Source organism: Methylobacterium sp. CCH7-A2 (genome assembly GCF_001557075.1).
Classification (GTDB): domain Bacteria; phylum Pseudomonadota; class Alphaproteobacteria; order Rhizobiales; family Beijerinckiaceae; genus Allobosea; species Allobosea massiliensis.
The window spans coordinates 32,872-56,109 of sequence record NZ_LSKN01000062.1; the positions used below are offsets into that span (position 1 = coordinate 32,872).

The window sequence follows — 23,238 nt, forward strand, 5'->3', positions numbered from 1 at the left end:
TAGGATCAGCCGACAAGCCATTCGGCGGCGGGCCTGACGGCTTCCATCGCCTCCAGCCGGAAACGAGCCAGGTCACGGCGGATACGCGACCCGAGGGCAAGCCCATGCTTGTCGTTGAGCTTGCCGGCATCAAGCCGGGGAATGCTGGCGAGCCCGCCAGCCTGATAGAGGGCGACAGCCTGCTCTTCCATGACATGCTCGGCGAGGGCGGTGACGGCGGCACCATCGGCAATCTTGCCGATCACCTTGCCGTCCACCTCCCCGCGCAGGCGGTTCTCGATCAGGAAGCGGGCCGAGGCGAAGGGCTTCGCCAACTGCATCAGGCGCGGCGCCTCGGCAAGCGCTCCGGCTTCCGCCGTGGCGATGACGACGATGCCAATCTCGACACCTGCCGCCTTCAGATCCGGAGCGAGTTCGGCGAGAAGGGCGAGCAGGCTTCCCGAGGTATTGGCGCCGACATCGACGATGGTCGGCAGGCTCGCCTGCGTCATCCCGGTGATCAACCCGTCGAACTCGGCGCGAGCGGCACGCCCGCCACTCTTCTCGATCGCGGCACGATCGGCCCGCATCGGGAAGAAGGTGACGCGATCTTCCAATTCGACCAGCCGGCGGCTGGCGTCGACCTCGATCACCGGCGCCTCGGGCGCGGCCTCGGCAAGGGCGCGGCTGATCAGCGACTTGCCGACGCCGCCCTTGTCCTGGGTGACGAGCAGAATACGAGCCATGAATGATCAATCCTTCTTGAACAGGCCTTGGAGGGAAGCGAGCCTCTCGCGCCGGAGTTCTTCCTCGGCTCGGGCAGGATCGGATGGAAAGGCCTGGGGCGGCGGCGCCAGATCAGACGCCAGCGCAAGCTTGCGCGCGAGCGGCTTCGGCAGGTCCGCACGGGCGGCGCGTTTGGCTGCCTTCACTTCCCGACGCTGCTCCTGGCGGCGCACGCTGGCGATGAGGGCAGTGAGCTGGCGGCCGGTCAGAGCCTCGCCGTCACCGCGCCGGATACCCTGCGCCGACAAGCTGGCGGCGATATCGACCCAGCTCGCCCCGGCGGCATACAGGGCTTCCAACTGGGCGAGGTTCTCGCGCACGACGGCCATCGCACCCGAGACAGCCCGCCCGCCCGGACCCGAGCCCTCGGGGCGATCACGGCGGCGACGTTCGAGGTCGCGGGAGAGTTTGCTGAGATCGAGCTTCGGCACGGGCGCCATCTAGCATGCGAGGGATTGCCGGATGATCAACCGGACCCATCGAATGCGATGGAGTACAACAGCGGGCCGCTAAGGGCTGCAAGCGGCAACAGGAAAGACAACCGGAAGGCAACAAGGATAGGGATATCACACCCCACGCACTGAAGTTGCTTCCCGGTAACCATGGCGCCCGAAACGCCTCTCAAAGCCTTGCCGAGCGTCATCGGCGCGCTCACCGTAGCTAGCATTCCTTCGTGTCAGGATTCGTCGCCGATGGCCAGCCCGCCCTTCTCGCTCACCCTCTCTCTCCCGCCCGAAGTCGCTGCTGCACTTTCGGCAGCCGCCTCCCAACGCGGGTGGACGCCGGAGAGCCTGGCGGCCGACTGCATCGCCCAGTCGTTGGAGGTTGCGACCCGGCATCGTGTCGCGCTGGAGCGGATCGATAAGGTCGATGCCGCCCTGCTCGAGCTGGCCAAGGCCGTGTCAGCCGTCGAGGAGGCCAGCACCCCGATCGAACTCTCGGAGTTCTGCCGCTACCGGCACGGCGGATGACCGCTTCGCCTCATCGGCTCGGGGCTGGACCGGAAGCCGGCAACTACTACACCAACGACAGCGCCCGCGAGGCCCGACCGGATCGCCGCGACGAGTATTACGCGAAAGACGGTGATGGCGTCTGGTGGTCGACGGGTGAGACGATCGTGCGCAGTGGCGCGGCCATTGATCGTCAGTCCTTCCGCGACCTCTGCGCCGGGATTGACCCACGGACCGGCAACGCGCTGGTGAGAGGTGCGGGCGCTTCCCATAACGCCGGAACCGATATCGCGATGACTCCGGGCAAGAGCGTGTCCGTCCTGTGGATGGCCGGCTATCCACGGCAACGTGAGATCATCGAGTCGGCGCATCGCAAGGCGGTTTCGCGCGCGCTGCAACTGATCGTCGACGAGGAGATGGTCGTCGTCCGCTCCGGCGCCGGCGGAACTATCAGGCACAACCCGGCCGATCTGATCGTCGGCCGGTTCGACCATTTTACGACCCGCGAGGGAGATCCCAATCTCCATACACATTGCGTCGTGATGAATGTGGCGGGGGCGCCCGCCGAGGCGCTTTCGGGGCGCTATCGCTACAAGCACCTCACGACGGACCCCGAGCAAGTCTTCAAGCTCCAGCGCTTGATCGGGGCGGCCTATCGAGCCGAGCTGGCAGCGGAACTCGCGCAGCATCTGAGCGTGGGGTTTCGCGAAGCCGGCCAGGGACAGTGGGAGATCGCCGGAATCAGCCAGGAGCTTCTGGACCGCTTCTCCAAACGATCGGCGCAGATCGAAGACTATGCTGGATTGGGAGCCAGTCCAGCCCAGCGCGAGATTGCGGCGCTCGCCACCCGCAAGGGCAAGGAGCAGGTTCCAACCGGCGACGAACTGGAGGCACGCTGGCGAGCGGAGCTTGCTGCCCCCGCTGTCGATCCCTGGCAGCAGGTGCGGGCTCCCACCAGCGAAATCGAGCGCATCGCCACCGAGCCGGAGATCGACCCACTGGCATTCCCCGGAGAGGGGCCTGTCGCCCGCGCCGCATCCGAGTTGTTCCGCCACGAGAGCGTGATCGAGCGAAAGGATCTCCTTCAACGCGCCCTTGAACTGGCGGGGCTGGCGGGACTCAGTCCTGATACCGTCGCGGCCGAGCTTGTCGCGTTGCAGGATGACGGCAGGCTATTGCGGCTCGATGACGAGGCTCGGCCGCGACGCTGGACTACGCCGGCAATCGCAGCCTGCGAGGCCGCGATGCTGCGCGCGGCCGAGCGGCCGGACGAACGCGACTGGCTCGCCGAGGCGGCCGTCGATGCCGCTCTGGAGGCTGCCCCTCACCTCTCCGGCGAACAACGCGACGCGGTTCGTTCGGCCGCGACCCGTGACGGGGTTGTCCTGATCGAAGCCGGAGCGGGAACCGGCAAGACGACCACGGCACAGGCTCTGGTCGACGCTGCCCATCGTTCGGGCCTGAAGGTCGTTGGCCTCTCGCCATCCTGGGTTGCCGCCGATGAACTTGCGGCATCCACCGGTATCGCGGCGCAGGCCATCGCGCGCTGGCGTCATGATCGGGCTCATGATGGAGGTGCCCCGCTCGACGACCGGACGTTGGTGATTCTCGACGAGGCTGGCATGGTCGGCACGCGCGACATGGAAGCCGTGCTGACGGCGGCGCGCGATGCCGGTTCCAAGGTCGCGCTGGTTGGTGATCGTCGGCAGCTTGCCTCTGTGGCTGGGGCAAGCGCCCTCAGGGCCGTCGCGGATATGATCTCCCGCTCCGCCGCGATGACGGAGGTTCGACGCCAGGAGGTGGATTGGCAGAAGGCTGCAACCGTCGTGATGGCGCGTGGAGATTCAGAAGCAGGCCTGCGCGCCTACGCGATGCATGATCGGCTGGAACTGGTCTCCGGCAGCGAGGCCGCGCAGCAACGCACGATCGCGGCATGGCGCGAACTTCGGCAGGTCCATGGCGATGACGTGCTGATCGTGACCCGGCGCAATGATGATGCTGCCGATCTCAACCGGAAGGCACGGGAAGTGCTGAAGCTGGATGGGCGGCTTGGGCCGGACGCCATCGCGTTGCCGTCGATCGACCGCGCCGACAAGCCGGTGAATCTCGCGCTCGCAATCGGCGACCGGCTCCGGTTCGGCGAGACCCTGCCGCAGCACGGCATCCGCAACGGCAACCGCGCGACGGTGCGGGCGATCGTCCTGACGGAATCGGAAACGCCCCGCGTCACGCTCGATCTCGATGACGGTCGCAGGGTTGAAGGGAAGTGGCACGAGCTGGCGCGCGAGCCCCGCTATGGGCGCAAGCGCACGCCACCACGGATCGTTCATTCTTATGCGGGGACGGCACATTCGGTGCAGGGGCGCTCGGCGGCGGCATCGGTCGTCCACATCGCTCGTGAAACCGATGCGCGCGAGGTCTATGTCAGCCTCAGCAGGCACCGGCACGACACCCGCATTATCGTCGAGCGCGACAGGCTCGATGCGCTTTGCCGGCAGCGCCAGGCCGATCCGCGCCTGCCGGCCAGCGATGTGGCGATTCAGGAAAGGCTGTTTGCAGAGGCGGCACGCTATCGCGACAAGGCCAATGTGATCGAACATGTTGCCGACAGGGAGGCATTCCTGCGCCGTGGAGATCTTCGGCTGTTACGGGAGGAGCGCAGCCGTATGACCGGTGCACTCACGGCGGCTCGCCTTTTGCGTGACGCCCTGCGCTGGCTCAGAGGAGCTTCCCAAAGCCTGTCACGGCTTGGAATGGCGCTCTCCGTTCAGCGTGACGACGCGGTTCAAGCGAAAACGGGGAAGGCGCTGGTGCGGCGGATTGAAGGCATATTACGGCCAGATCGACGACGCGATCGGCTCGCTCAAACCGAGCGGGTTCAATCGCCCCAATGGTGACATTATTGGCGCCACTGCGACCGCGCGCCATCCAATCCTAGAAGCGGTGTTGTCGCCCGCCTCCTTCGCTATGCCGTGGCAATCACCATCTGCAACGGCTGGCACCGGAGGTTGAATGCAAAAACACGACAATTGGCGAAAGTGCAGTGCATTACCAACCTATTTAAATTAGGTTTTAAAGACGGTCTTTTCAATTTAAACTCCGCTTTGGAACGCGCTCAGCACACAAATCAGCGACTTCGAAAATAAATTTCTTTGCGGAGATCACGCGCTGCCGAGCCTGAATTATCTTACAATACTGCAGAAGCAAAAATAGAGATATAACATGCTTCAATAATATATTTAATTACCGATTTCCTCAACAAAATCGTAGTGTATTTCGCTAATTTTAATTCTACTAAGAAACATTATTAACTTGATCGAGATATGAATTATGTATGTCAAAATAAATTTTTGCATATGGAGATTTGATTTTGCTTTCGAGCAAAATCTCACTGCCGCGCAATTGGGACACTTTTGCCTTGCAGCCTAAAATCTGCTGGCAGCGGCCCGTTGACTATCTCCACTCGCCCGATGAGTAACGTCTCATCAGGTTGATGAGGTGATATGTAGCGACATAATCCGCACTCTAGAGCGCTTCCGGCATGGGTTGAATCGATTGTGATGTGACGCGGGTCTCGCCGCCTGATTCAACGTGACCGCTGATGACGTGGGCGACGGCACGAGCATTGAGCGACGATCTTCGCGGACGCGTTTTGAAGGCCTCGGCGGCCGGTTTGTCCGCGCGTCAGACGGCGGCGCGGTTCGGGGTCGGGATCTCGACAGCAATCCGGTGGAATGCGCGGGCACGGACCGGCGAGACAACCGCGCCACTTCAGGGCCGTCGGCGGGTTTCACGCCTCGATGTGCATGAGGCCTTGCTCGTGAGGCTGATCGAGGAGCGCAAGGACATCGCACTAAACGAGATAATGGCTCGCTTGGTTGCCGAGCGGGCGGTCATCATCGGTCATAGCGCGCTGAGTTCCTGGCTTCGGACGCATGGCTGGAGATTCAAAAAAAGGACCGCCCATGCGCAGGAGCAGGATCGCCTCGATGTCCTGAAGCGGCGGCAGGATTGGTTCGAGGCCCAGCCCGACCTCGATCCGGAGCGCCTCGTATTCATCGACGAGACCGGCCTGTCGACCAAGATGGCCCACTTGCGCGGTCGGGCTCCACGCGGCGAACGCTGCCGGGCCGGTGTGCCACATGGGCACTGGAAGACGACGACATTCGTCGGAGGCTTGCGCCGCTCGGGCATGACCGCGCCCTTCGTCTACGATGGCGCCATGAACGGCGTAGTCTTCCTCGCCTATATGGAACAGGTGCGACTTCCCACGCTCAAGCCCGGCGACATCCTCGTCATGGACAACCCGCCGGCTTACAAGCCCGCGGGCATGCGCGAGGCGATCGAACGGGTCGGCGCCACCCTCGCGTCCCTGCCGCCCTATAGCCCCGACTTTGATCCGTTCGAGAACGCATTCGCCAAGCTGAAGGCCATCCTCCGGGCCAGGCCCGAGCGCAGCATCGGCGCTCTTTGGGACGCCGTCGGCGCTATCGTCGAACTCTTCTCTCCAAACGAGTGCGCCAACTACCTCAAGGCAGCCGGCTATGACCCGGATTAAGCCGGAACTGCTCTAGCTCACGGGCGACTTCCAGAAAGCGTCGGGCGGCGGGCGATAGATCGTCCGCGCGCCAAGCAAGACTGACATCGACGCTCATATCGGCATCCTCGATTTCGAAGGTCTGAACCCCCGATGGCAGCGTCGCAATAAAGGAAGCGTCGAGAATTGTGCAGCCAAACCCCGAGCGCACAAGTTGAAGAAGAACCGGGAGGTCATCCGCCTCCTCACTGACGTGGAGCGTCAGGCTCTGGCGCGCAAACAGCGAATCCAAGAGTGGGCGGAAGCCCTTCCAACGTTGAGCTGTGCCTGCGACGACTCTAGTCTGGGCTACCTCCCGCAGCGATATGGACTTCCTCCCCGACCAGGGATGCTGCAACGGCGCAACAATGATCATCCTCTCACTGGAGATAGCGATTGTTTCAAGTGGTGGGTTGCATGCATTCGAAAGAATGAAGCCAAAATCAAGGGACCGATTGGCGAACCCTTCCCACTGCTCCGGAGACGCCATGAGGCGAAGGTTGACCGTTACATCCGGATAGCGATTGCGAAATTCGATGATGATGTCCGACATAGAGCCGTTCGCCGCGAACGTGGTGTAACCGACGGTCATCTTGCCGGCTGCGCCGTTGGCAACTCGCTTCGCATTCTCACATGCCCTCGTGAGGCCGGACATCGCGGTCTCGCCCTCTCGATAGAGCGCTTCTCCCGCGTCGGTGAGGCTTACCCGCCGGGTGGAACGTTCAAGAAGCTTAAAGCCGAGCTGATCCTCAAGCTGCGCTATGCTCCGACTTAGGGAGGGCTGCGCCAGCCCAAGGCGCTCGGCAGCCCGCCGAAAGTTCAGCGTTTCCGCCAAAGCGAGGAAGACTTGGATCTTTGCGAGCGGGAGGAGAGGCATGAACCGTTATCGCGATTGATAGCTATAGGACATCATTAGGCCTAGAATTGATATTGGACAATCCTTGTTGAGTTCCGTAAACACGGCAAACCAAGCTGTTGGCGGACGGAGATCAAATGACTGCTGCAACGCAGGATAAGGATCGATCGATCACTGTGTCGGTCATCCAGTTCAATCCACAGGATGACGACAAGGAAGCAAACGTCGCGAAGGTCGAAAGACTTCTGAGTATTGCCGGGCAGCGAGGCTCGGATCTGTGCGTTCTGCCAGAGGTCTTTACTGGAACAGCGCTTGCGTTGGGAAATTCGTCGGAGTTGGCCGAGGCAATTCCTGGCCCGACGACAGACCGCCTGCGCGCAGTGGCGCAAAGGTACGGAATGTACATCGTCGGCTCCCTTTACGAGGAGGCGGCAGGAAGCATTTACAATACGGCACCAGTGATCGGCCGTGACGGGTCCATTCTGGCTGCCTATCGGAAAAGTCACCTTTTCGACCCGGGAACACGGCCCGATCTCCCGGCCTATCGCGAGTCCGACAAGGTGAAGCCGGGTCACAGCCTGCGTGTGGTCGAGGCGGATTTCGGTCGCATCGGGATCGCCATCTGCTCGGATATCAGGTTTCCGGAAATATTCCGCAATCATGCGTTGGAGGGAGCGGAGATCGTGGTCCTCCCGTCGGCGTTTCCCGCGCGCCTCGACCACTGGGAGTTCTTGAACCGCAGTCGCGCGGCAGACAACCAACTCTTCATGGTCTCATCTGGCATGGTCGGTAAGTTGAAGGACAGCTCGATTAACTTCGTTGGCCGATCCATGATCGTCGATCCCTGGGGGGTCATCATCGCACAAGCGTCGGATTGCGAAATGGTTCTGACGAGCGTTGTCGATCTTAGCGCAGTGAAGCTCGTCCGTTCTTGGTGGGATCTCAATAGCCAGCGAAGGCCGGAGCTTTATACGGCGCTGGGCCGATAGCTCGCACGAGCCATCAAAACCGGTAGACTAGCGAAAAAATTAGGCGGGGAGGCACCGTGACCTACAACGGCAATACACAGACTAGACCAGACCATGCGAGCATCGACAGCCGCGATAGCGTCGAACTGAAGCGTGTCGTGTCATCAGCTGCCCTCGGGCAGTTTGTCGAGTGGTACGATTTCGTCATCTACGCATATAGCGCAACGGTGATCGCGGGACTTTTCTTCCCGTCTGCCGATCCGACTGCCGCGCTCCTTTCGGCTCTTGCGGTATACGGGGTGGGGTTCTTGATGCGTCCGCTCGGGGGCGTCGTGTTCGGTTACCTCGGCGACAGTATTGGGCGACGTAACACACTCTCCGTCATCATTTTGTTGATGGGCGGTGCAACGGTCGCGATTGGCCTACTGCCGACTTACGAACAAATCGGCATTCTCGCGCCTATATTGCTGGTCATATGCCGCCTTGTCCAAGGGCTATCGGCGGCGGGCGAGGCGACTGGTTCAAATTCGTTCGTCGCGGAGCATGCGCCGCCGAATAGGCGTGGCTTCCTGGTTGCCTTTACTTATGCATTCGCAAACCTGCCACCGATCGTAGCCGCGCTGCTCGTCCTGTTCATCACCAACGTACTGACGCCCGAGGATTATAAGAGCTGGGGCTGGCGCATTCCCTTCCTTCTGGGTGCGCCCCTCGCGCTCGTTGGTTTATATATCCGCCGTCGAACAGAAGAGTCTCCTGCCTTCAGGAAAATGCGTGCTACCAAAGGTGTCGAGGCTATGCCGTTGAGGATGGCATTCAGAGATTACAAAAAGGCGATGGGTTTCTCTTTTGCTCTTGCTGCACTTTCTAGTCTTGGATTTTATACTTTGACGGGGTATTTTGTAACATATCTTACGGTGACCGTTGGGCTCAACAGGAACGATGCCCTAATCTCGAACAGTGTGGCATTACTAATCGCATTTTTTGCGATGTTGTTGGGTGGGCACCTGTCTGATAAAATTGGCCGCAGGACGACAATTTTGCTTGGCGCGGCAATTAGCGCGCTCATCTGCATCCCCGCTTATATGTTAGCGGGGGAGGGGAGCCTCGCTAACGCCATTTTGGGGCAGGCTCTGCTCGCGTGTGCTCTCGGTGTATTCTTCGGACCGGTCGGTATTGCTTTCCTGGAATTGTTCCCGACGCGCATTCGGCTGAGCGGCGCAGGGGTCAGTTACAACGTCGCCTATACGGTCTTCGGCGGCACCGCGCCGCTTTTGAGCGCCTTTCTCGTACTGCAGACCGGTAACAAACTCGCACCCGCCTTCTATATGGCTGCGGTTTCGGTCGCAGTCCTTATCGTTGCTCTCTATTTGCCGGAAACCTACCAAAGATCGCTTGTTCACCCTGAGGATGAGATCCAGACTCCTTGATGGCAAGCTCTCGTCGTTCAGTCCTGCTGTTCGCAGACTGGCGCAGCTTGGAGCACGTTGGTAATTGCTCAGTGCACAAGATCGAGTCCGCCCCTCTGCGACCTAGTCATCGCGCAGGGGGGAGGTGCAGCCTAAAGCACGTCGGGGATCAAGCTTTGGTTTGCGGGGGCTTGGTTCCGCATACTGCCTTAGTCGATTGTCGGCTGCGCCGATATAGACGATACCGCTCTCGCTCGCGCTTGTGAGCAGACAGGCCACCGGTGCTCTATGCGCCGTGGCCGAGCCGCTTGGCGAGCGCGGTGTCAGCACCAACTTTCTCTCGCCATTCCGGACTTTTCAGAAGAGGGCGCCCGTGATCCCGAGAAACTGCGCGGTGAGGTGATGCGCCCCGCCGAGAGGTGCGGGTTGAATGTTCGAGCGTTTTCGGTTTAGTCCGGCTCATACCCTGCTGCGGCGAACAAGTTTGCGGCTTCACTTGGGCTGACGAGATCGATGAGGCGCCCGATGGCGTCCCACAGGGCTTGGATGGATCGCTCTGCGGCTTTTCGCAGGAGAGCTTTCAGCTTGGAGAAGGCCATCTCGATCGGGTTGAAGTCGGGACTGTAGGACGGCAGGTAGAGCAGTGTCGCGCCAACCGCCTCGATCATCTCGCGGACCCTCGGGCCCTTGTGCTGGAGAGTTTGTCCATGACGACGACGTCGCCCGCCGCCAGTTGCGGAACCAGCAGCTTGGCGACGTAGGTCCCGAAGGCGTTGCGGTCGATCGAGCCGTCGAGCACGAAGGGCGCGGCGATACCGGTTAGGCCGGCGGTGGTCGTTTTCCAATGGCCGTGGGGCACGCCCGAGCGCAGCCGATCGCCCCTCGATGATCGTATCCCTCCGGCGTTGGCCGCCTTGTTTGATCTAAAGTTGCTGTCCAGCCTGCCGTCACGCTGATTGGCCTCTATGCCAGCAGTGGTGCTGGAGAACGGCCGTGGGCGACGAGACCTATGTACGGCGTAGGCATTGGAACTGGGACGAGAAGCGTGCCGTCGTCGAGGAGGCCGCAACCAGCGGTAACGTCATCGCGACAGCGAAGCGCCATGGCATCCAGGCTCAACAGATCTATCGCTGGCGAGACCGGCTGCTTGGACGGCAAGCGCCGCCGGGGTTTGCGGCCGTATCGATCATTCCTGATCCGCCGGCGGCGCTTCCGGCACCAGTGCCGGATATCGATCGTCCGGATGGCTGTCCAGCTTTGGCAGCCGTGCCAGAGGACGATCGGATCGAGATCGCGATCGACGGGGGCGTGACAGTCCGACTGCCCGGCGACACACCGACAGACCGCGTCATCGCGATTGCCGGCGGGCTGTCGAGGCCTCGGCGATGAACCCGGTCCCGAGTGGGGTTCGGGTGTGGTTGGCGACGGGCCATACGGATATGCGCAAGGGCTTTGCCGGCCTGGCGCTCCAGGTCCAGGAGGTGCTGCGTCGCGATCCGCATGGCGGCCACCTCTTCGTCTTCCGCGGCCGGCGCGGCGACCTGCTTGAAGGCATCGACTGGCGGATGCCGCAAAGAACCTGGCGGCCGACTGCAACAGTATGAGGATTTGCGCTTGCGGTTGGCGATGGATGTGATTCCATCGCCCTGTGACGAACGCCTCCGATGCCCTTCCGAGCGACCTCGCCGCGGCCCATGCGATGATCCTGGCGGAGCGCGCAGCACGTCTGGAGGCCGAAGCAGCCGCCGCCCGGGAACGGGCTGCAAGCAGCAGCACGGACGCACTCATCGGGCGGCTGAAGCTGGAGATCGAGAAGCTCAGGCGCGAGCTCTACGGCACGCACTCGGAGCGCAAGGCCCGGCTCCTCGATCAGATGGAGATGCAGCTCGAGGATCTGGAGGCCGACGCCACCGAGGACGAACTGGCCGCGGAGGCTGCGGCGCGGGCAACCAACGTTGCCGCTTTCCAGCGCAAGCGCCCTGCGCGCCGGCCGTTCCCGGATCACCTGCCGCGCAAGCGCATCGTCGTCGCCGCGCCGGAGAGCTGCGCGCGCTGCGGCTCGTTGAAGCTGGTCAAGCTCGGCGAGGACGTCACCGAGACGCTGGAGGTTGTCCCCCCGCCAGTGGAAGGTGATCCAGACGGTGCGGGAGCGCTTCTCCTGCCGCGAGTGTGAGGCGATCACCCAGCCGCCGGCGCCATTCCACGTCATCCCACGTGGTCATGCCGGACCGAACCTGCTGGCGATGGTGCTGTTCGAGAAGTATGGCCAGCACCAGCCGCTGAACCGGCAGAGCGAGCGCTATGCGCGCGAAGGCATCGATCTGCCGCTGTCGACGCTGGCCGACCATGTGGGCGCCTGCGCCGCGGCCTTGCAGCCAGTCCATGCCCTGATCGAGCGCCACGTCATGGCGGCAGAACGGCTCCATGGCGACGACACGCCGGTGCTGTTCCGGGCTTCGCGAGACCGCTCGGGCGATCACCCCGATGAGCACCTGCGTAGCTTCACAGGCATCCTACAGGCCGATGCCTATGCCGGTTACAACCGGCTCCTAGCGCCCGACCGTCAGCCCGGGCCGATCGTCGAGGCCTTGTCCTGGGCTCACGCTCGCCGCAAGTTCTTCGAACTTGCCGATATCGCTACGAGTCGCCGGCGCGGGCGCAACGCCGCGCCGATCTCGCCGATCGCCTTCGAGGCGGTCACCCGCATCGACGCGCTTTTCGACATTGAGCGCGAGATCAACGGCATCGCGGCAGAGCAGCGCCTGGCTGTTCGCCGGGAGCGCAGCGCTCTACTCGTTGCCGATCTCGAAGCATGGATGCGCGAGCATCGTGCAAAGCTCTCGCGGCATGCGCCCGTCGCTCAGGCCATGGACTACATGCTCCGGCGATGGGATGGCTTCGCCCGCTTCCTCGGCGATGGCCGAATCTGCCTCACGAACAATGCCGCGGAACGAAGCCTGAGAGGGCTGGCCTCGGCCGCAAAGCCTGGCTCTTCGCCGGATCGGACCGCGGCGCCGAGCGGGCCGCCGTCATCTACAGCCTCATCGGCACCGCTAAACTCAACGACATCGACCCGCAGGCCTGGCTCGCCGACGTCCTCATGCGCATCGCCGACGCCCCGCAGAACCGCCTCCAAGAACTTCTGCCATGGAACTGGCGGCCAGAGCGCGACGCTCATCTCAAAGCGGCCTGACCGTGGCCCTCGGCGGAGGGGTACCGATGATCCCCCGGATCCGGACTGTAGGCGCGCGACATGATCCAACTCCCTCGCTCCGAAAGCGAAAGAATCTGACATGCCGCGATTTGGATATCCCGCCGCGAACCCGATAAGGCAGAAACCGCTCTAAGACCGATCTGACCAACGCCAGGGATTAGGTGCTCAGTTCGAACCTGTAAGGCGGCAGGTTTCCCTGCCCCGGGGCGCTGCGGACAAACGCGCCGTCCTTCGGGATGAGGCCTACAAGCGCCAAATAGGTCACGACGGATATCCCATGCAGGTGCCCATAGCGATTTGGCTCTCGGCGAGATTGCCGTCATGATTTAGCTTCCGTCCCTGAGCACCTCGTCCGCTAGACGTTCGAGATGAGCGACGAAGTTGGGATCGTCGCCACGCAGCAAACGCGGCAGCCGAATGCGGAAGTCTTCGCGCCGGCACCATTGACGCATGTGGTTGTCCCAGGATCCCCATCGACGAGCCTGCGCCATCGTCATCTGTTCGGAGTAAGTCAGCAGGTAGGCGCGCTCGAACAACGACGCCAACAAGCGGAAGAGCACGATAAGGCGCTCCTCCTGCTCGTCGGACAATTCCCTCGATGCTTCCTTTGTCCATAGCTTCAAATCCGGATTCTGCAGGACCAGCCTTAGGAACTCGTCGTAGCTTGATGATAGGCTTTCGTAGATCACACGCTCCTTGTTCTCACGTTCATTGTTACGTTGAACCCAGAACGACAGGATCGCAGCGGGCAGAGCGCAGGCGGTGACAACGTCATTAATGAAGGCAGCCAACTGATATGGATCCACGATACTCACCCAGCCAGTTCGAGCTTCGCTCTCAGGGAAAGGCTGGCCCTGCTTGACAAAAAAACAATATGGATGGATTGTTAGCTCATGAACCCTCTTGAGCACAAGTGCTTCTTACGAAGCACGCAGTCAGCATAGCTCTCGGCTCGGCGCCCCGAGTCGCGGGCGAACTGTACATTCCAGCATTCTTTTGACTTGTCCGCCTTCGCGACGCTAAGGCGTCCGTTCGGAGTCGATCCATGAGTACGCGCAAGGCGACATCCAGAATAATTCTGCATCGGCGGGATCATGAGCGATTGACGCAGCTCACCACCCGATGGCTGTCCATCAGACCAGAGCTCGCAGACGCGCTTCTACTGAAGCTAGGCCGTGCAAAGCTTGCGGATCAATCTGACTGTACGGTCCAGATTGGATCGACGCTTGTCTATGACTCCGAAGGCGGGCCGAGGAGAAAAGTGACGCTTGTTTATCCCGAGCAGGCGGACATCTCCATTGGAGCGGTATCCGTATTGACGCCGGTCGGTGCCGCCTTGCTGGGCCTTACGACAGGGGACAGGGTTGAGGTCCAGGGCAATGATGGCCGAATGCGATGGCTGGCTGTCGTCGAAGTTGCTCGACGCGAGGGCGCTGTCGACCTTGAAGCCCCCTGACGACAGCGTCCCAACGGACGCGCCACTTGCTGAATTAAAATCCATATAGATGGATTGATGTTATCTCAAGCGGCAACGCCGCCGCTTTTACCTCTGAGACGCTGAAATGAAACGGAACGCTCGAATTTCGGACTATCTTTCTCCAAGAAATATAGACATCCAGGTTGATAGTTCCAGCAAGCTTATGTTGCTAGACTATCTTTCTAGCAAGGCTTCTACTGATATAAAAATTGATAAAGACGTCATACTTACTGGTCTTTTGAGAAGAGAAGCTTTGGGGTCGACCGGAGTAGGGGGAATCGCAATGCCGCACTCGGGCGGGGGCTTAGCAAAAGCGGACATCTCTTGCGGTGAGCAGGGCGGTCTGACGCGCCCATACATGCGCTTGGCCCAGCTGTCGCGTCCCATCGATTACAACGCACTAGACAATCTGCCAGTGGATATTGTGCTCATGATACTGACCCCCAAAGAAAGCGGCAGTTTCTCACTGCGCCTCCTTTCCAATGCCGCACGGCTATTGCGATCCCTTCCCTTTTGCGCGGCCGTACGAGGAGCGTCGACGGGTGCGCAGGTTTATGCGGCGCTGATCAGCGAGGAGATATTTTCGCCTCCTTCCGGAGACTTCGGGAGGGCCGCATGAAATCGCGGGTACCGAGCGTCGTTTGCCTTTCGTGCCAAGCACGACTGCCCATAACAGCCATACGCTGCATTTGGTGCCGGGCACGCGTCCAGCCAATCAGCCCCGTCTCGTCATCACTAAGAGCACAGCAAGGCCGCCAGAATGCGTCGAACAGGGCCAGTCAAGATCTGGAGGCAGATATTCAAGGGTATTCCAATGCGTAGAGCCTTCGTTGCCAGCGGACAATTGCATGACGCCTCGGAGCCGCAGCCCGTGGTCGAACAGTACGGCGCTCTCGCTTGGCGCAGGAGCCCGACCAAGGGGCTGCGAATCTTGCTTGTCACCTCCCGTGAGCGGAAGCTCTGGATCGTCCCAAAGGGATGGCCCATAGCTGGGTATTGTCCGCATCGGACCGCTGCCAGGGAAGCTCTAGAGGAGGCGGGCGTGTTTGGGGCGGTCAGTTCAAAGCCCTGCGGCAGCTACAGTTACACAAAAGTGCTAGCTGACGAGCAGGCGGTCCCCTGCCGCGTCACCGTCTATCCACTCCGTGTGAAAGCTACACTGGTCGACTGGTCCGAGAGCAAACAGCGCCGCCGCAGGTGGTTCAGCCTTGCTGAAGCAACCGACGCAGTTTCAGAGCCGAGCCTGGCGCGGCTGCTGTCGAAGGTTGCGGTCGAATGGAGTGGGGAGGGCGGACCTCATGGGCTATAAGTGAGAATAAACAATCCGTAGAAATGGAATGGAATGGAATGTCTGTGGCTCACCGCCGAAAAAAACAGCCCGAGCTTGTGCGTTCGCAGCTCTTACAATCTGCGGCGGATATCGCCATCGAGCAAGGCGTCCAGGCTGTTACAATGGACTCGGTTTCGCAGCATGCTGGAGTGAGCAAGGGCGCTTTGCAGTACCATTTCCCCAGCAAGCTAAAGCTGCTGGACGCTGTGTTCGATGAAGTGTCCGAAGCAACAGCCAATGCTCTGAACAAAGTGATTGCGAACGATCCCCAGGGCTATGGTAGGCAGGCTCGCGCCTATCTGAAGGTAACCGCCACTGAGGCGAGCGAGACGCGGTACCAGAGCATTTGGCGTGCCTTGTTGGCCGCGATGGTGGCGGAGCCGAAAATCAGAGAGCGGTGGGCGCGGCAGTTGCAGAGAATGAACCAGCCGGATCCGCTCCCCGTGGCCGAAGCTGCGAGGCTCATGATTTGCCGGCTGGCGGCGGAAGGAATCTGGATCACCGAACTTCTCGGGTCGGTTGAAATGAATTCCGAGCTAAAGGCAGAAGTAATTCAGCAACTAGAAAAGATGACAACCGAAAGCTCATAGACATATGTACCCCACTTTCGTGGCAAGTGTCGCCTCCGATAGGGGGGGCGTACCTGCTGGGATCTCTTTCATAAAGCTCGCTAATCTGCAGCGATCTGCACACCGGCTGCAAGCAGTTGGACATGGCTCCGCGCCTCGGTAAGAAAGTGAGAAACAAGTGGGGAGGCATGGCTTTGCTGACAAGCCAGGACAATATCCAACGTCTCCGTTGTATCTTCGATCTCTAATGCTCTAATTCCCGGCGGAAGGGTTGCGACGAACGATGCATCGAGGATCGAGCATCCAAATCCAGAGCGGACGAACTGGAGTAGAACTGGGAGGTCATCAGCCTCCTCGACAATGGTTAAACTCAAGCCCGCAGACCGCATCATGTTGTCGACGAGCAACCTAAAGCCACGCCATCGTACCTCCGTCCCTATTACGATTGGAACAGAGGTCAGCCGTCGAAGCGGGATCGATTTTGAAGTCGCGAACGCGTGGTCGGACGGAACAAGGGCAATTAAGCGCTCCCGGGAAATCGGCATCCTCAGAGCCGAATTTGTTGGGACATTCGACATCATGAACCCTAGATCTAAGGTTCCATCTTCGATTGCGGTTGCTTGCTCGGGTGAGGCGAGAAGGCGCAGGCCGACGCGGGCGCTCGGATAGCGCCGCCGGAACGCGATAATGATGTCCGACATCGGGCCATTCGCTGCGAATGTGGAATAACCAACCATCACCGTACCGCTGAGGCCCTGCGCGGCCTGTGCAGCGCGTGCACAAGCTCGATCAAGTCGATTCATCGCGTCTGCAGCCTCTCGGAACAGAACCTGCCCGGCCGGGGTGAGCGCCATGTGCCGTGTAGACCGTTCGAGTAATACGAAGCCGAGATGGTCTTCGAGTTGGCGCACGCTTCTACTTAACGCCGGCTGGGCGATGCCGAGCCGCGCAGCGGCCTTCCGAAAACTCATCGCGTCAGCCACGGCAAGAAAGTAGCGAATCTTGGTTTGAAGCGACGGATGGATCATGGAGAGGATTATACCTGATACCGCACTGGCATCAATATCGACATAATTGGTATTGGACGGGCATGAATGCAGCGTGCCAAAACGCAACAGGATCCAGCGCAAGACGCTGTGATGCGGCGCGGGGTGAGTTCGTTCCCTGCGGAGCCAACTTAATAAGCGAGGCACTCCATGCCAGTACCCAAGGCCATGATCGTCGCAGCGCAGGTAGAGGCTGCGGAGGCTGGCGCCATCCTTTTGGAAGCTGGCGGGAATGCAGTAGACGCGGCGATCGGCTGCGCCCTAGTTCAAGGGGTAGTCGATCCGCTGATGACTGGTATCGCGGGCTTTGGCAGCGCCGGTATATACTTTCCGGCAAGCGGATTTCACCAGTATCTCGATTTTCATGCACCTGCGCCTGCTCAAGCTCATGCCAGCATGTGGCAGGACCGTATCGAGGGCGAAGCCCGTGATGGCTACGGATTTATTCTTAAAGACAGAGTCAATGAGCTCGGTTACCAGGCGATTTGCGTCCCGGCTTCGCTGAGGGGGTATTTCGAAGCTCATTCGCGGCTAGGAATCCTGCCCTGGAAGACCGTGGTCGCTCCCGCTATCGAGTGGGCACAGCGCGGTTGGAGTGTTCGTCCTCACGTTGAACTCTTCTGGTCTGACCCCGGCACAATGGGGCGGGCGTCGGTAAGTGCGAGGCTTTCATTCTCGTCAACGGGGCGCGCTCTATATTGCCGCGAAGACGGAACGCCAAAGCGCGTCGGAGACCTCGTTCGGAATCCCGATTATGCCGCGACTCTTGAAATGATCGCCGATCGCGGAGCGGACGTATTCTACGAAGGCGAGCTGGCAAGGCGTATCGTTCGCGATATGGAAGAGCAGGGTGGCTTGATCAGCCTCAACGATCTTGCGTCCTATCGTCCTCGATGGAATTCACCTCTGCGAGCCACATACCGTGACTACGAGGTCACGACCAACGGCCCGCCGGGAGGGGGGCTTATGTTGGTCCAAATGCTCAACATGCTCGAAAATTTCGATCTCGAAGCTCTCGGACACAACAGCGCTGCTTATCTGCGCGTCGTTGGCGAGGCTATGAAAAGAGCCACCATCGATAAGGATCGCCTCATTGGAGATCCCGCATTCGTAGACGTTCCCATTGGGCATCTCAGCTCGAAGGAGTACGCGAAATCGATGGCGAGCGAAATTACCGCTGGTGTTGTCGCCCACGTGCCGCGTCTGAACTCCGGCTTCGAGTCGAAAGACACAACGCACGTCTCCGTCGTCGATCGAGACGGGAACTGTGTCACAATGACCCATTCTCTAGGAATGCCATCAGGCGTCATCACTGACGGTCTCGGCTTTCTCTACAATGGCTGCATGGGTGTTTTTGATCCGCGACCAGGACGCACCGGCAGCATCGAACCCGGCAAGTCGCGATTCACATCAGTTTGCCCCTCGATCATCTTCCGCGATGGACGCCCTCGACTGGTCATTGGAGCGCCAGGCGCCACTCAGATTGCGATGGGCGTCCTGCAGGCAACTCTGAATGTGCTTGATTTCGGTATGACCATGACGGAGGCGGTGAGCGCACCACGGTTCTCCGCCACCGGCAACGTGATCGATGTTTCCAATCGTATTACTTACCGCACTACGCGACAATTGGAAGCTGAAGGTTACGAAGTCATTCGGAGCCCGTACACTTTCGGCTTTGCGGCAGTTCACGGCATTCGCATTGAGGGCGAGCGACTGGACGGCGGGGCCGACCCTGGCCACGACGGCATCGCCATCGCCGTCTGAGGCGCGACAAGATAAACTCAAGGGAGGTTGATATGAAATCGAGCGTTGCAGGGCTGTCCATAGCAGCTCTCTTGGCCACATGCCCTCCAGCGGTTGGGCAGATTTCCGGCGATGGAGTCAAGATCGGAGTTCTAACGGATCATTCTGGCGGTTTCGCCCATCTGGTTGGAAAGCACTCGGTAACCGCCGCTCAGATGGCGATAGATGATTTCGGCGGTACAGTCTTAGGTAAGCCGATTACGTTGATAACGGCTGACCATCAAAACAAGGCTGACATCGCTGCGTCCTTGGCTCGTAAGTGGTTCGATGTTGACGGTGTCGACACGATCACTGACGTTGCTGGCTCCGCCGTCGCGCTCGCGACGCAGGAAATCGCGCGTTCGCGAAACAAGGTCTTGCTTGTCTCGGGGGCCGGCACGACCGAGCTTACAGGCAAATCTTGCTCCGCTACGACCTCTCAGTGGAGCTACGATACCTATTCTTTTGCGAAAGGGACAGCGAGTCAGCTGACACGACAAGGGGGCGATTCCTGGTACTTCATTACCAGCGACTATGCATTTGGCCATTCGCTTCAGGCGGAGGCGAGCCGTTTCGTCAACGCAAATGGAGGAAAAGTCGCCGGCGCCGTCCGCTTCCCCTTCGGGTCCGCTGACTACTCTTCATTTCTTCTGCAGGCCCAAGCATCTAAGGCTAAGGTGGTCGGGCTTGCCACGTCAGGAATGGACCTGCTGAACGTAGTCAAGCAGGCTCGCGAGTTTGGTGTCGTACAGTCGGGACAAAATTTGGCGAGCTTGGTCGTCTACATCAACGATATCGAGAGCCTTGGGCTGGACAACGCGGAGGGGATTACTCTCACCACGTCGTTCTATTGGGACAAGGATGAGGATACTAGAAAGTGGGCAAAGCGCTTCATGGAACGCTCTGGTGGCTTTATCCCAAACCTAATTACCGCAGGAACTTATGCCTCAGTGCTTCATTATCTCAAAGCTGTTTCGGCTTCAGGCACTGATGAAGGAAAGACAGTCGCTGCTAAAATGCGTGAAATGCCTGTAAATGATTTCTATAATAAAGACGTTGAAATCCGGGAAGACGGAAGAGTTATGCATAAGACGTATCTTATGCGCGTGAAAGCGCAAAAGGATTCCAAATACAGGGGCGATTTTTACCAGACATTGGCAGAAATCTCGGGTGAAGAATCCTACCGTCCGTTAGCCGAAAGCGAGTGCCCCTTGTTGAAGAAATAGTGTTCTCAAGAAGACTCGAGAGGGCAAATTTCCCGCGAGTCTTCTTATCAACCTGATGCGGCAGACGTCATGATGCTGCAATTCAACTGAATTGATCAGAAAATCTGAAAATGAACGCGGTGCAACAGGAGCAAAAATTGCGGCGACACGCTTCTGCACATGATGGTTGCTCTTACGATACTATCCTTCATACACGTGGGTTGACGAAAGAATTCGCCGGCTTCACAGCAGTCAATGGGGTCGATCTCAGCGTCAGACGCGGCACGATCCACGCGCTGATCGGGCCGAACGGCGCCGGGAAGACGACCTGCTTCAATCTCCTGACCAAGTTTCTCGCGCCGACGCGCGGGTCGATCGTCTATAACGGGCGCGACATCACGCGGCAGAAGCCGGCAGAGATCGCACGGCTCGGCCTGGTGCGCTCGTTCCAGATCTCGGCGGTGTTCCCGCAGCTCAGCGTGATGAACAATGTCCGCATCGCGCTGCAGCGCAAGCGCGGCGACTCCTTCGACTTCTGGCGCTCCGAGCGCGTGCTCAAGAAGCTCGACGACGAGGCAAAGGCTCTCGTCGACGCCGTTGGGCTCACCCCGTTTGTGTCGCTGACCGCCGTCGAGCTCTCCTATGGCCGCAAGCGTGCGCTGGAGATCGCGACAACGCTAGCGCTCGATCCGGAGATGTTGCTGCTCGACGAGCCGATGGCCGGCATGGGCCGCGAGGACATCGACCGGATCGCGACGCTGATCCGCAAGGTCTCGAAGAACCGCACCATCCTGATGGTCGAGCACAACCTCTCGGTCGTGGCGTCGCTGTCGGACCGCATCACCGTGCTCGCCCGCGGCCAGGTCCTTGCCGAAGGCGACTACGCCACCGTCTCGAAGGATCCGCGCGTGATCGAGGCCTATATCGGATCGGGAGTCGGCCATGGCCATTGAAGCTGTGCTGGAGCGCAAGGCGCAGGCCGGAACAAGGCCCCTGCTGCGCGTGCGCGGCCTCGAGGCCTGGTATGGCGAAAGCCATGTCCTGCACGGCATCGATCTCGAGGTCGGCGAGGGCGAGGTGGTGACGCTGCTCGGGCGCAACGGCGCCGGCAAGACCACGACACTGAAGTCGATCATGGGCGTGATCGGCAAGCGCAAGGGCTCGGTCAGCTTCGGCGGCCAGGAGACGATCTCGCTGCCCTCGCGCACCATCGCAAGGCTCGGCCTCGGCTATGTCCCGGAGGAGCGCGGCATCTACTCGACGCTCTCGGTCGAGGAGAACCTGATGCTGCCGCCGCAGGTGAAGCCGGGCGGGCTTTCGGTCGCGCAGATCTTCGAACTCTTCCCCAACATCAAGGAGCGGCTGAAGAGCCAGGGCACCAAGCTCTCCGGCGGCGAGCAGCAGATGCTGGCGATCGGCCGCATCCTGCGCACCGGCGCCAACCTCCTTTTGCTCGACGAGCCGACCGAGGGCCTCGCGCCTGTCATCATCGACCAGATCGGCGCGACCATCCGGATGCTCAAGCAGAAGGGCTTCACCATTGTCCTGGTCGAGCAGAACTTCCGCTTCGCCCAGACCGTCGCCGACCGGCACTATATCGTCGAGCAGGGCAAGGTGATCGACATGATCCCCAATGAGCAGCTCGACGCCGACATCGACAAGCTGCACGGCTATCTCGGGGTTTGACCGGCATGACTGAAATCTTCGGCATTCCGCCGCAAGCCCTGTTCGGCCAGCTTCTGCTGGGCCTGATCAATGGCTCGTTCTACGCCATCCTCAGCCTCGGGCTGGCGGTGATCTTCGGCCTCCTCAACATCATCAATTTCACCCATGGTGCGCAGTACATGATGGGCGCCTTCGTCGCCTGGATGTGCCTGAACTATCTCGGCGTGAACTATTGGGCGGCCCTCTTGCTGGCGCCGGTGATCGTCGGCTTCACCGGGGTGATCATCGAGCGATTATTCCTGTCGCGGATCGCCCATCTCGACCATCTCTACGGGCTCCTGCTGACCTTCGGCCTCGCCCTGATCATCCAGGGCCTGTTCCGCAACCAGTACGGTGCGTCCGGCCTGCCCTACCAGATTCCCCACACGCTGCGCGGCGGCTACAATCTCGGCTTCATGTTCCTGCCGACCTATCGCGCCTGGGTGGTCGTCGCCTCGCTCGCGGTCTGCCTCGCGACCTGGTTCATGATCGAGAAGACCAGGCTCGGCGCCTATCTGCGTGCCGCCACCGAGAACGCGACGCTGACCCAGGCCTTCGGCATCAACGTGCCGCTGCTGGTGACGCTGACCTATGGCTTCGGCGTGGCGCTCGCCGCCTTCGCCGGCGTGCTCGCCGCACCGATCTACTCGGTCAACCCCAACATGGGCGCCGACCTGATCATCGTCGTCTTCGCGGTCGTGGTGATCGGCGGCATGGGCTCGATCATGGGCGCCATCGTCACCGGCTTCAGCCTCGGGCTGGTCGAGGGCCTGACCAAGGTGTTCTACCCGGAGGCCTCCGCCACCGTCATCTTCATCATCATGGTGCTGGTGCTGCTGGTGAAGCCGGCCGGCCTGTTCGGGCGCGCCACCTGATGCACGCGCCTCTCGTCATCACGGCCTCGCTGCCGCTTCGCTTCGAAGGAGCCGCTCATGGCTGAAGTCCTCCCCGCCGATGGCTCCGTGGCGCACGCCGCTGCCGAGCGCAGCACGGCGAGCCTGCACCGCAACGTCATGATCGGTATCGCGATCGCGCTGGTGATCGCACCCTTCGTGGCCTACCCCGTCTTCGTCATGAAGGTGCTGTGCTTTGCGCTGTTCGCGCTCGCCTTCAACCTCCTGCTCGGCTATGGCGGCCTGCTCTCCTTCGGTCACGCCGCTTATTTCGGCATGGCGAGCTATGTCTGCGCCTATGCGGCCAAGCATTGGGGCTTCAACCCGGAATTCGCGATCCTGGCCGGCACCTGCGTCGCCGCGTTGCTCGGCCTCGTCTTCGGCTCGCTCGCCATCCGCCGGCAGGGCATCTATTTCGCGATGATCACCCTGGCGCTGGCCCAGATGGTGTTCTTCTTCTCGCTGCAGACGCCGCGCTTCACCGGCGGCGAGGACGG

21 protein-coding genes and 3 pseudogenes are annotated in these 23,238 nt (G+C 60.7%); 18 read left to right on the forward strand and 6 right to left on the reverse strand.

Features of this window, described 5'->3' with window-relative positions; translation table 11 throughout:
* Positions 1–5: 5 nt before the first annotated feature.
* Positions 6–725, reverse strand: a complete 720-nt coding sequence (locus AX750_RS04365) for a hypothetical protein (RefSeq protein WP_066718615.1) — start codon at positions 723–725, stop codon at positions 6–8.
* Between the two features lie 6 nt (positions 726–731).
* The gene (locus AX750_RS04370) at positions 732–1,196 is read right to left on the reverse strand and encodes a hypothetical protein (protein WP_156449771.1); all 465 of its coding nucleotides are present in this window, start codon (positions 1,194–1,196) and stop codon (positions 732–734) included.
* A 261-nt stretch (positions 1,197–1,457) separates the two neighbouring features.
* On the opposite strand from AX750_RS04370, the gene AX750_RS04380 reads away from it, so the two are divergent.
* From AX750_RS04380 to AX750_RS04390, 3 genes are all read left to right on the forward strand, one after another.
* Positions 1,458–1,736: a hypothetical protein gene (locus tag AX750_RS04380; RefSeq protein ID WP_066721429.1), complete on the forward strand. Its 279-nt coding sequence runs from the start codon at positions 1,458–1,460 to the stop codon at positions 1,734–1,736.
* Positions 1,733–4,612 carry a MobF family relaxase gene (mobF, locus tag AX750_RS04385; RefSeq protein ID WP_068077853.1) on the forward strand — a complete coding sequence of 960 codons (2,880 nt, stop codon included), beginning with the start codon at positions 1,733–1,735 and terminating at the stop codon, positions 4,610–4,612. The genes AX750_RS04380 and mobF overlap by 4 nt, the downstream gene beginning before the upstream one ends.
* Before the next feature lie 704 nt (positions 4,613–5,316).
* Positions 5,317–6,273: an IS630 family transposase gene (locus tag AX750_RS04390; protein ID WP_082734949.1), complete on the forward strand. Its 957-nt coding sequence runs from the start codon at positions 5,317–5,319 to the stop codon at positions 6,271–6,273.
* Here the strand turns inward: AX750_RS04390 and AX750_RS04395 are convergent.
* Positions 6,245–7,168, reverse strand: a complete 924-nt coding sequence (locus AX750_RS04395; RefSeq protein WP_066725744.1) for a LysR family transcriptional regulator — start codon at positions 7,166–7,168, stop codon at positions 6,245–6,247. The two genes, AX750_RS04390 and AX750_RS04395, sit on opposite strands and share 29 nt — an antisense overlap.
* Positions 7,169–7,284: 116 nt before the next feature.
* Between AX750_RS04395 and AX750_RS04400 the strand changes: the two genes are divergently transcribed.
* Both AX750_RS04400 and AX750_RS04405 read left to right on the forward strand, forming a co-directional pair.
* Positions 7,285–8,136: a carbon-nitrogen hydrolase family protein gene (locus AX750_RS04400; RefSeq protein WP_066725747.1), complete on the forward strand. Its 852-nt coding sequence runs from the start codon at positions 7,285–7,287 to the stop codon at positions 8,134–8,136.
* Between the two features lie 56 nt (positions 8,137–8,192).
* A complete protein-coding gene (locus tag AX750_RS04405) occupies positions 8,193–9,542 on the forward strand; it encodes an MFS transporter (RefSeq protein WP_197426719.1) in 1,350 nt (449 codons plus the stop codon).
* 428 nt (positions 9,543–9,970) lie between these two features.
* On the opposite strand, the pseudogene AX750_RS04410 reads toward AX750_RS04405, so the two are convergent.
* Positions 9,971–10,404, reverse strand: a pseudogene (locus AX750_RS04410) (transposase); the annotation flags it as partial.
* 110 nt (positions 10,405–10,514) lie between these two features.
* Here AX750_RS04410 and AX750_RS25350 point away from each other — a divergent pair.
* The 3 genes and pseudogenes from AX750_RS25350 to AX750_RS04420 all read left to right on the forward strand — a co-directional run bounded on the left by AX750_RS25350 (position 10,515) and on the right by AX750_RS04420 (position 12,714).
* Complete coding sequence (locus AX750_RS25350; protein WP_068075387.1) at positions 10,515–10,910, forward strand: transposase; 396 nt, start codon at positions 10,515–10,517, stop codon at positions 10,908–10,910.
* On the forward strand, positions 10,907–11,125 hold the full coding sequence (gene tnpB / locus AX750_RS04415; RefSeq protein WP_066725750.1) for an IS66 family insertion sequence element accessory protein TnpB: 219 nt from the start codon (positions 10,907–10,909) through the stop codon (positions 11,123–11,125). The genes AX750_RS25350 and tnpB overlap by 4 nt, the downstream gene beginning before the upstream one ends.
* A 95-nt stretch (positions 11,126–11,220) precedes the next feature.
* Positions 11,221–12,714: pseudogene (locus AX750_RS04420) on the forward strand (IS66 family transposase).
* 347 nt (positions 12,715–13,061) lie between these two features.
* Here the strand turns inward: AX750_RS04420 and AX750_RS04425 are convergent.
* Positions 13,062–13,526, reverse strand: a complete 465-nt coding sequence (locus AX750_RS04425; protein WP_197426720.1) for a hypothetical protein — start codon at positions 13,524–13,526, stop codon at positions 13,062–13,064.
* Positions 13,527–13,780: 254 nt separating this feature from the next.
* On the opposite strand from AX750_RS04425, the gene AX750_RS25355 reads away from it, so the two are divergent.
* From AX750_RS25355 to AX750_RS04430, 4 genes are all read left to right on the forward strand, one after another.
* Positions 13,781–14,191, forward strand: coding sequence for a GreA/GreB family elongation factor (locus tag AX750_RS25355; protein WP_082735135.1), 411 nt, complete (start codon positions 13,781–13,783; stop codon positions 14,189–14,191).
* A 106-nt stretch (positions 14,192–14,297) separates the two neighbouring features.
* Positions 14,298–14,831, forward strand: a complete 534-nt coding sequence (locus AX750_RS25360) for a PTS sugar transporter subunit IIA (RefSeq protein WP_082735134.1) — start codon at positions 14,298–14,300, stop codon at positions 14,829–14,831.
* Positions 14,832–15,026: 195 nt separating this feature from the next.
* On the forward strand, positions 15,027–15,521 hold the full coding sequence (locus AX750_RS26395; protein WP_082735133.1) for an NUDIX hydrolase: 495 nt from the start codon (positions 15,027–15,029) through the stop codon (positions 15,519–15,521).
* Between the two features lie 38 nt (positions 15,522–15,559).
* Complete coding sequence (locus AX750_RS04430) at positions 15,560–16,132, forward strand: TetR/AcrR family transcriptional regulator (RefSeq protein ID WP_066725753.1); 573 nt, start codon at positions 15,560–15,562, stop codon at positions 16,130–16,132.
* Between the two features lie 80 nt (positions 16,133–16,212).
* On the opposite strand, the gene AX750_RS04435 is transcribed toward AX750_RS04430, so the two are convergent.
* Positions 16,213–17,241, reverse strand: a complete 1,029-nt coding sequence (locus AX750_RS04435) for a LysR family transcriptional regulator (protein WP_245282304.1) — start codon at positions 17,239–17,241, stop codon at positions 16,213–16,215.
* 66 nt (positions 17,242–17,307) lie between these two features.
* Between AX750_RS04435 and ggt the strand changes: the two genes are divergently transcribed.
* From ggt to AX750_RS04465, 6 genes and pseudogenes are all read left to right on the forward strand, one after another.
* Complete coding sequence (ggt, locus tag AX750_RS04440; protein WP_066725755.1) at positions 17,308–18,921, forward strand: gamma-glutamyltransferase; 1,614 nt, start codon at positions 17,308–17,310, stop codon at positions 18,919–18,921.
* A 32-nt stretch (positions 18,922–18,953) separates the two neighbouring features.
* Positions 18,954–20,165 carry an ABC transporter substrate-binding protein gene (locus AX750_RS04445; protein WP_066725761.1) on the forward strand — a complete coding sequence of 404 codons (1,212 nt, stop codon included), beginning with the start codon at positions 18,954–18,956 and terminating at the stop codon, positions 20,163–20,165.
* Between the two features lie 110 nt (positions 20,166–20,275).
* Positions 20,276–21,097, forward strand: coding sequence for an ABC transporter ATP-binding protein (locus AX750_RS04450; RefSeq protein ID WP_066725764.1), 822 nt, complete (start codon positions 20,276–20,278; stop codon positions 21,095–21,097).
* Positions 21,087–21,830 (forward strand): ABC transporter ATP-binding protein, encoded by a 744-nt coding sequence (locus AX750_RS04455; protein WP_066725767.1) that lies wholly within the window; start codon positions 21,087–21,089, stop codon positions 21,828–21,830. The genes AX750_RS04450 and AX750_RS04455 overlap by 11 nt, the downstream gene beginning before the upstream one ends.
* A gap of 5 nt (positions 21,831–21,835) precedes the next feature.
* The gene (locus AX750_RS04460) at positions 21,836–22,723 is read left to right on the forward strand and encodes a branched-chain amino acid ABC transporter permease (protein WP_066725769.1); all 888 of its coding nucleotides are present in this window, start codon (positions 21,836–21,838) and stop codon (positions 22,721–22,723) included.
* Between the two features lie 57 nt (positions 22,724–22,780).
* Positions 22,781–23,238: pseudogene (locus AX750_RS04465) on the forward strand (branched-chain amino acid ABC transporter permease); the annotation flags it as partial.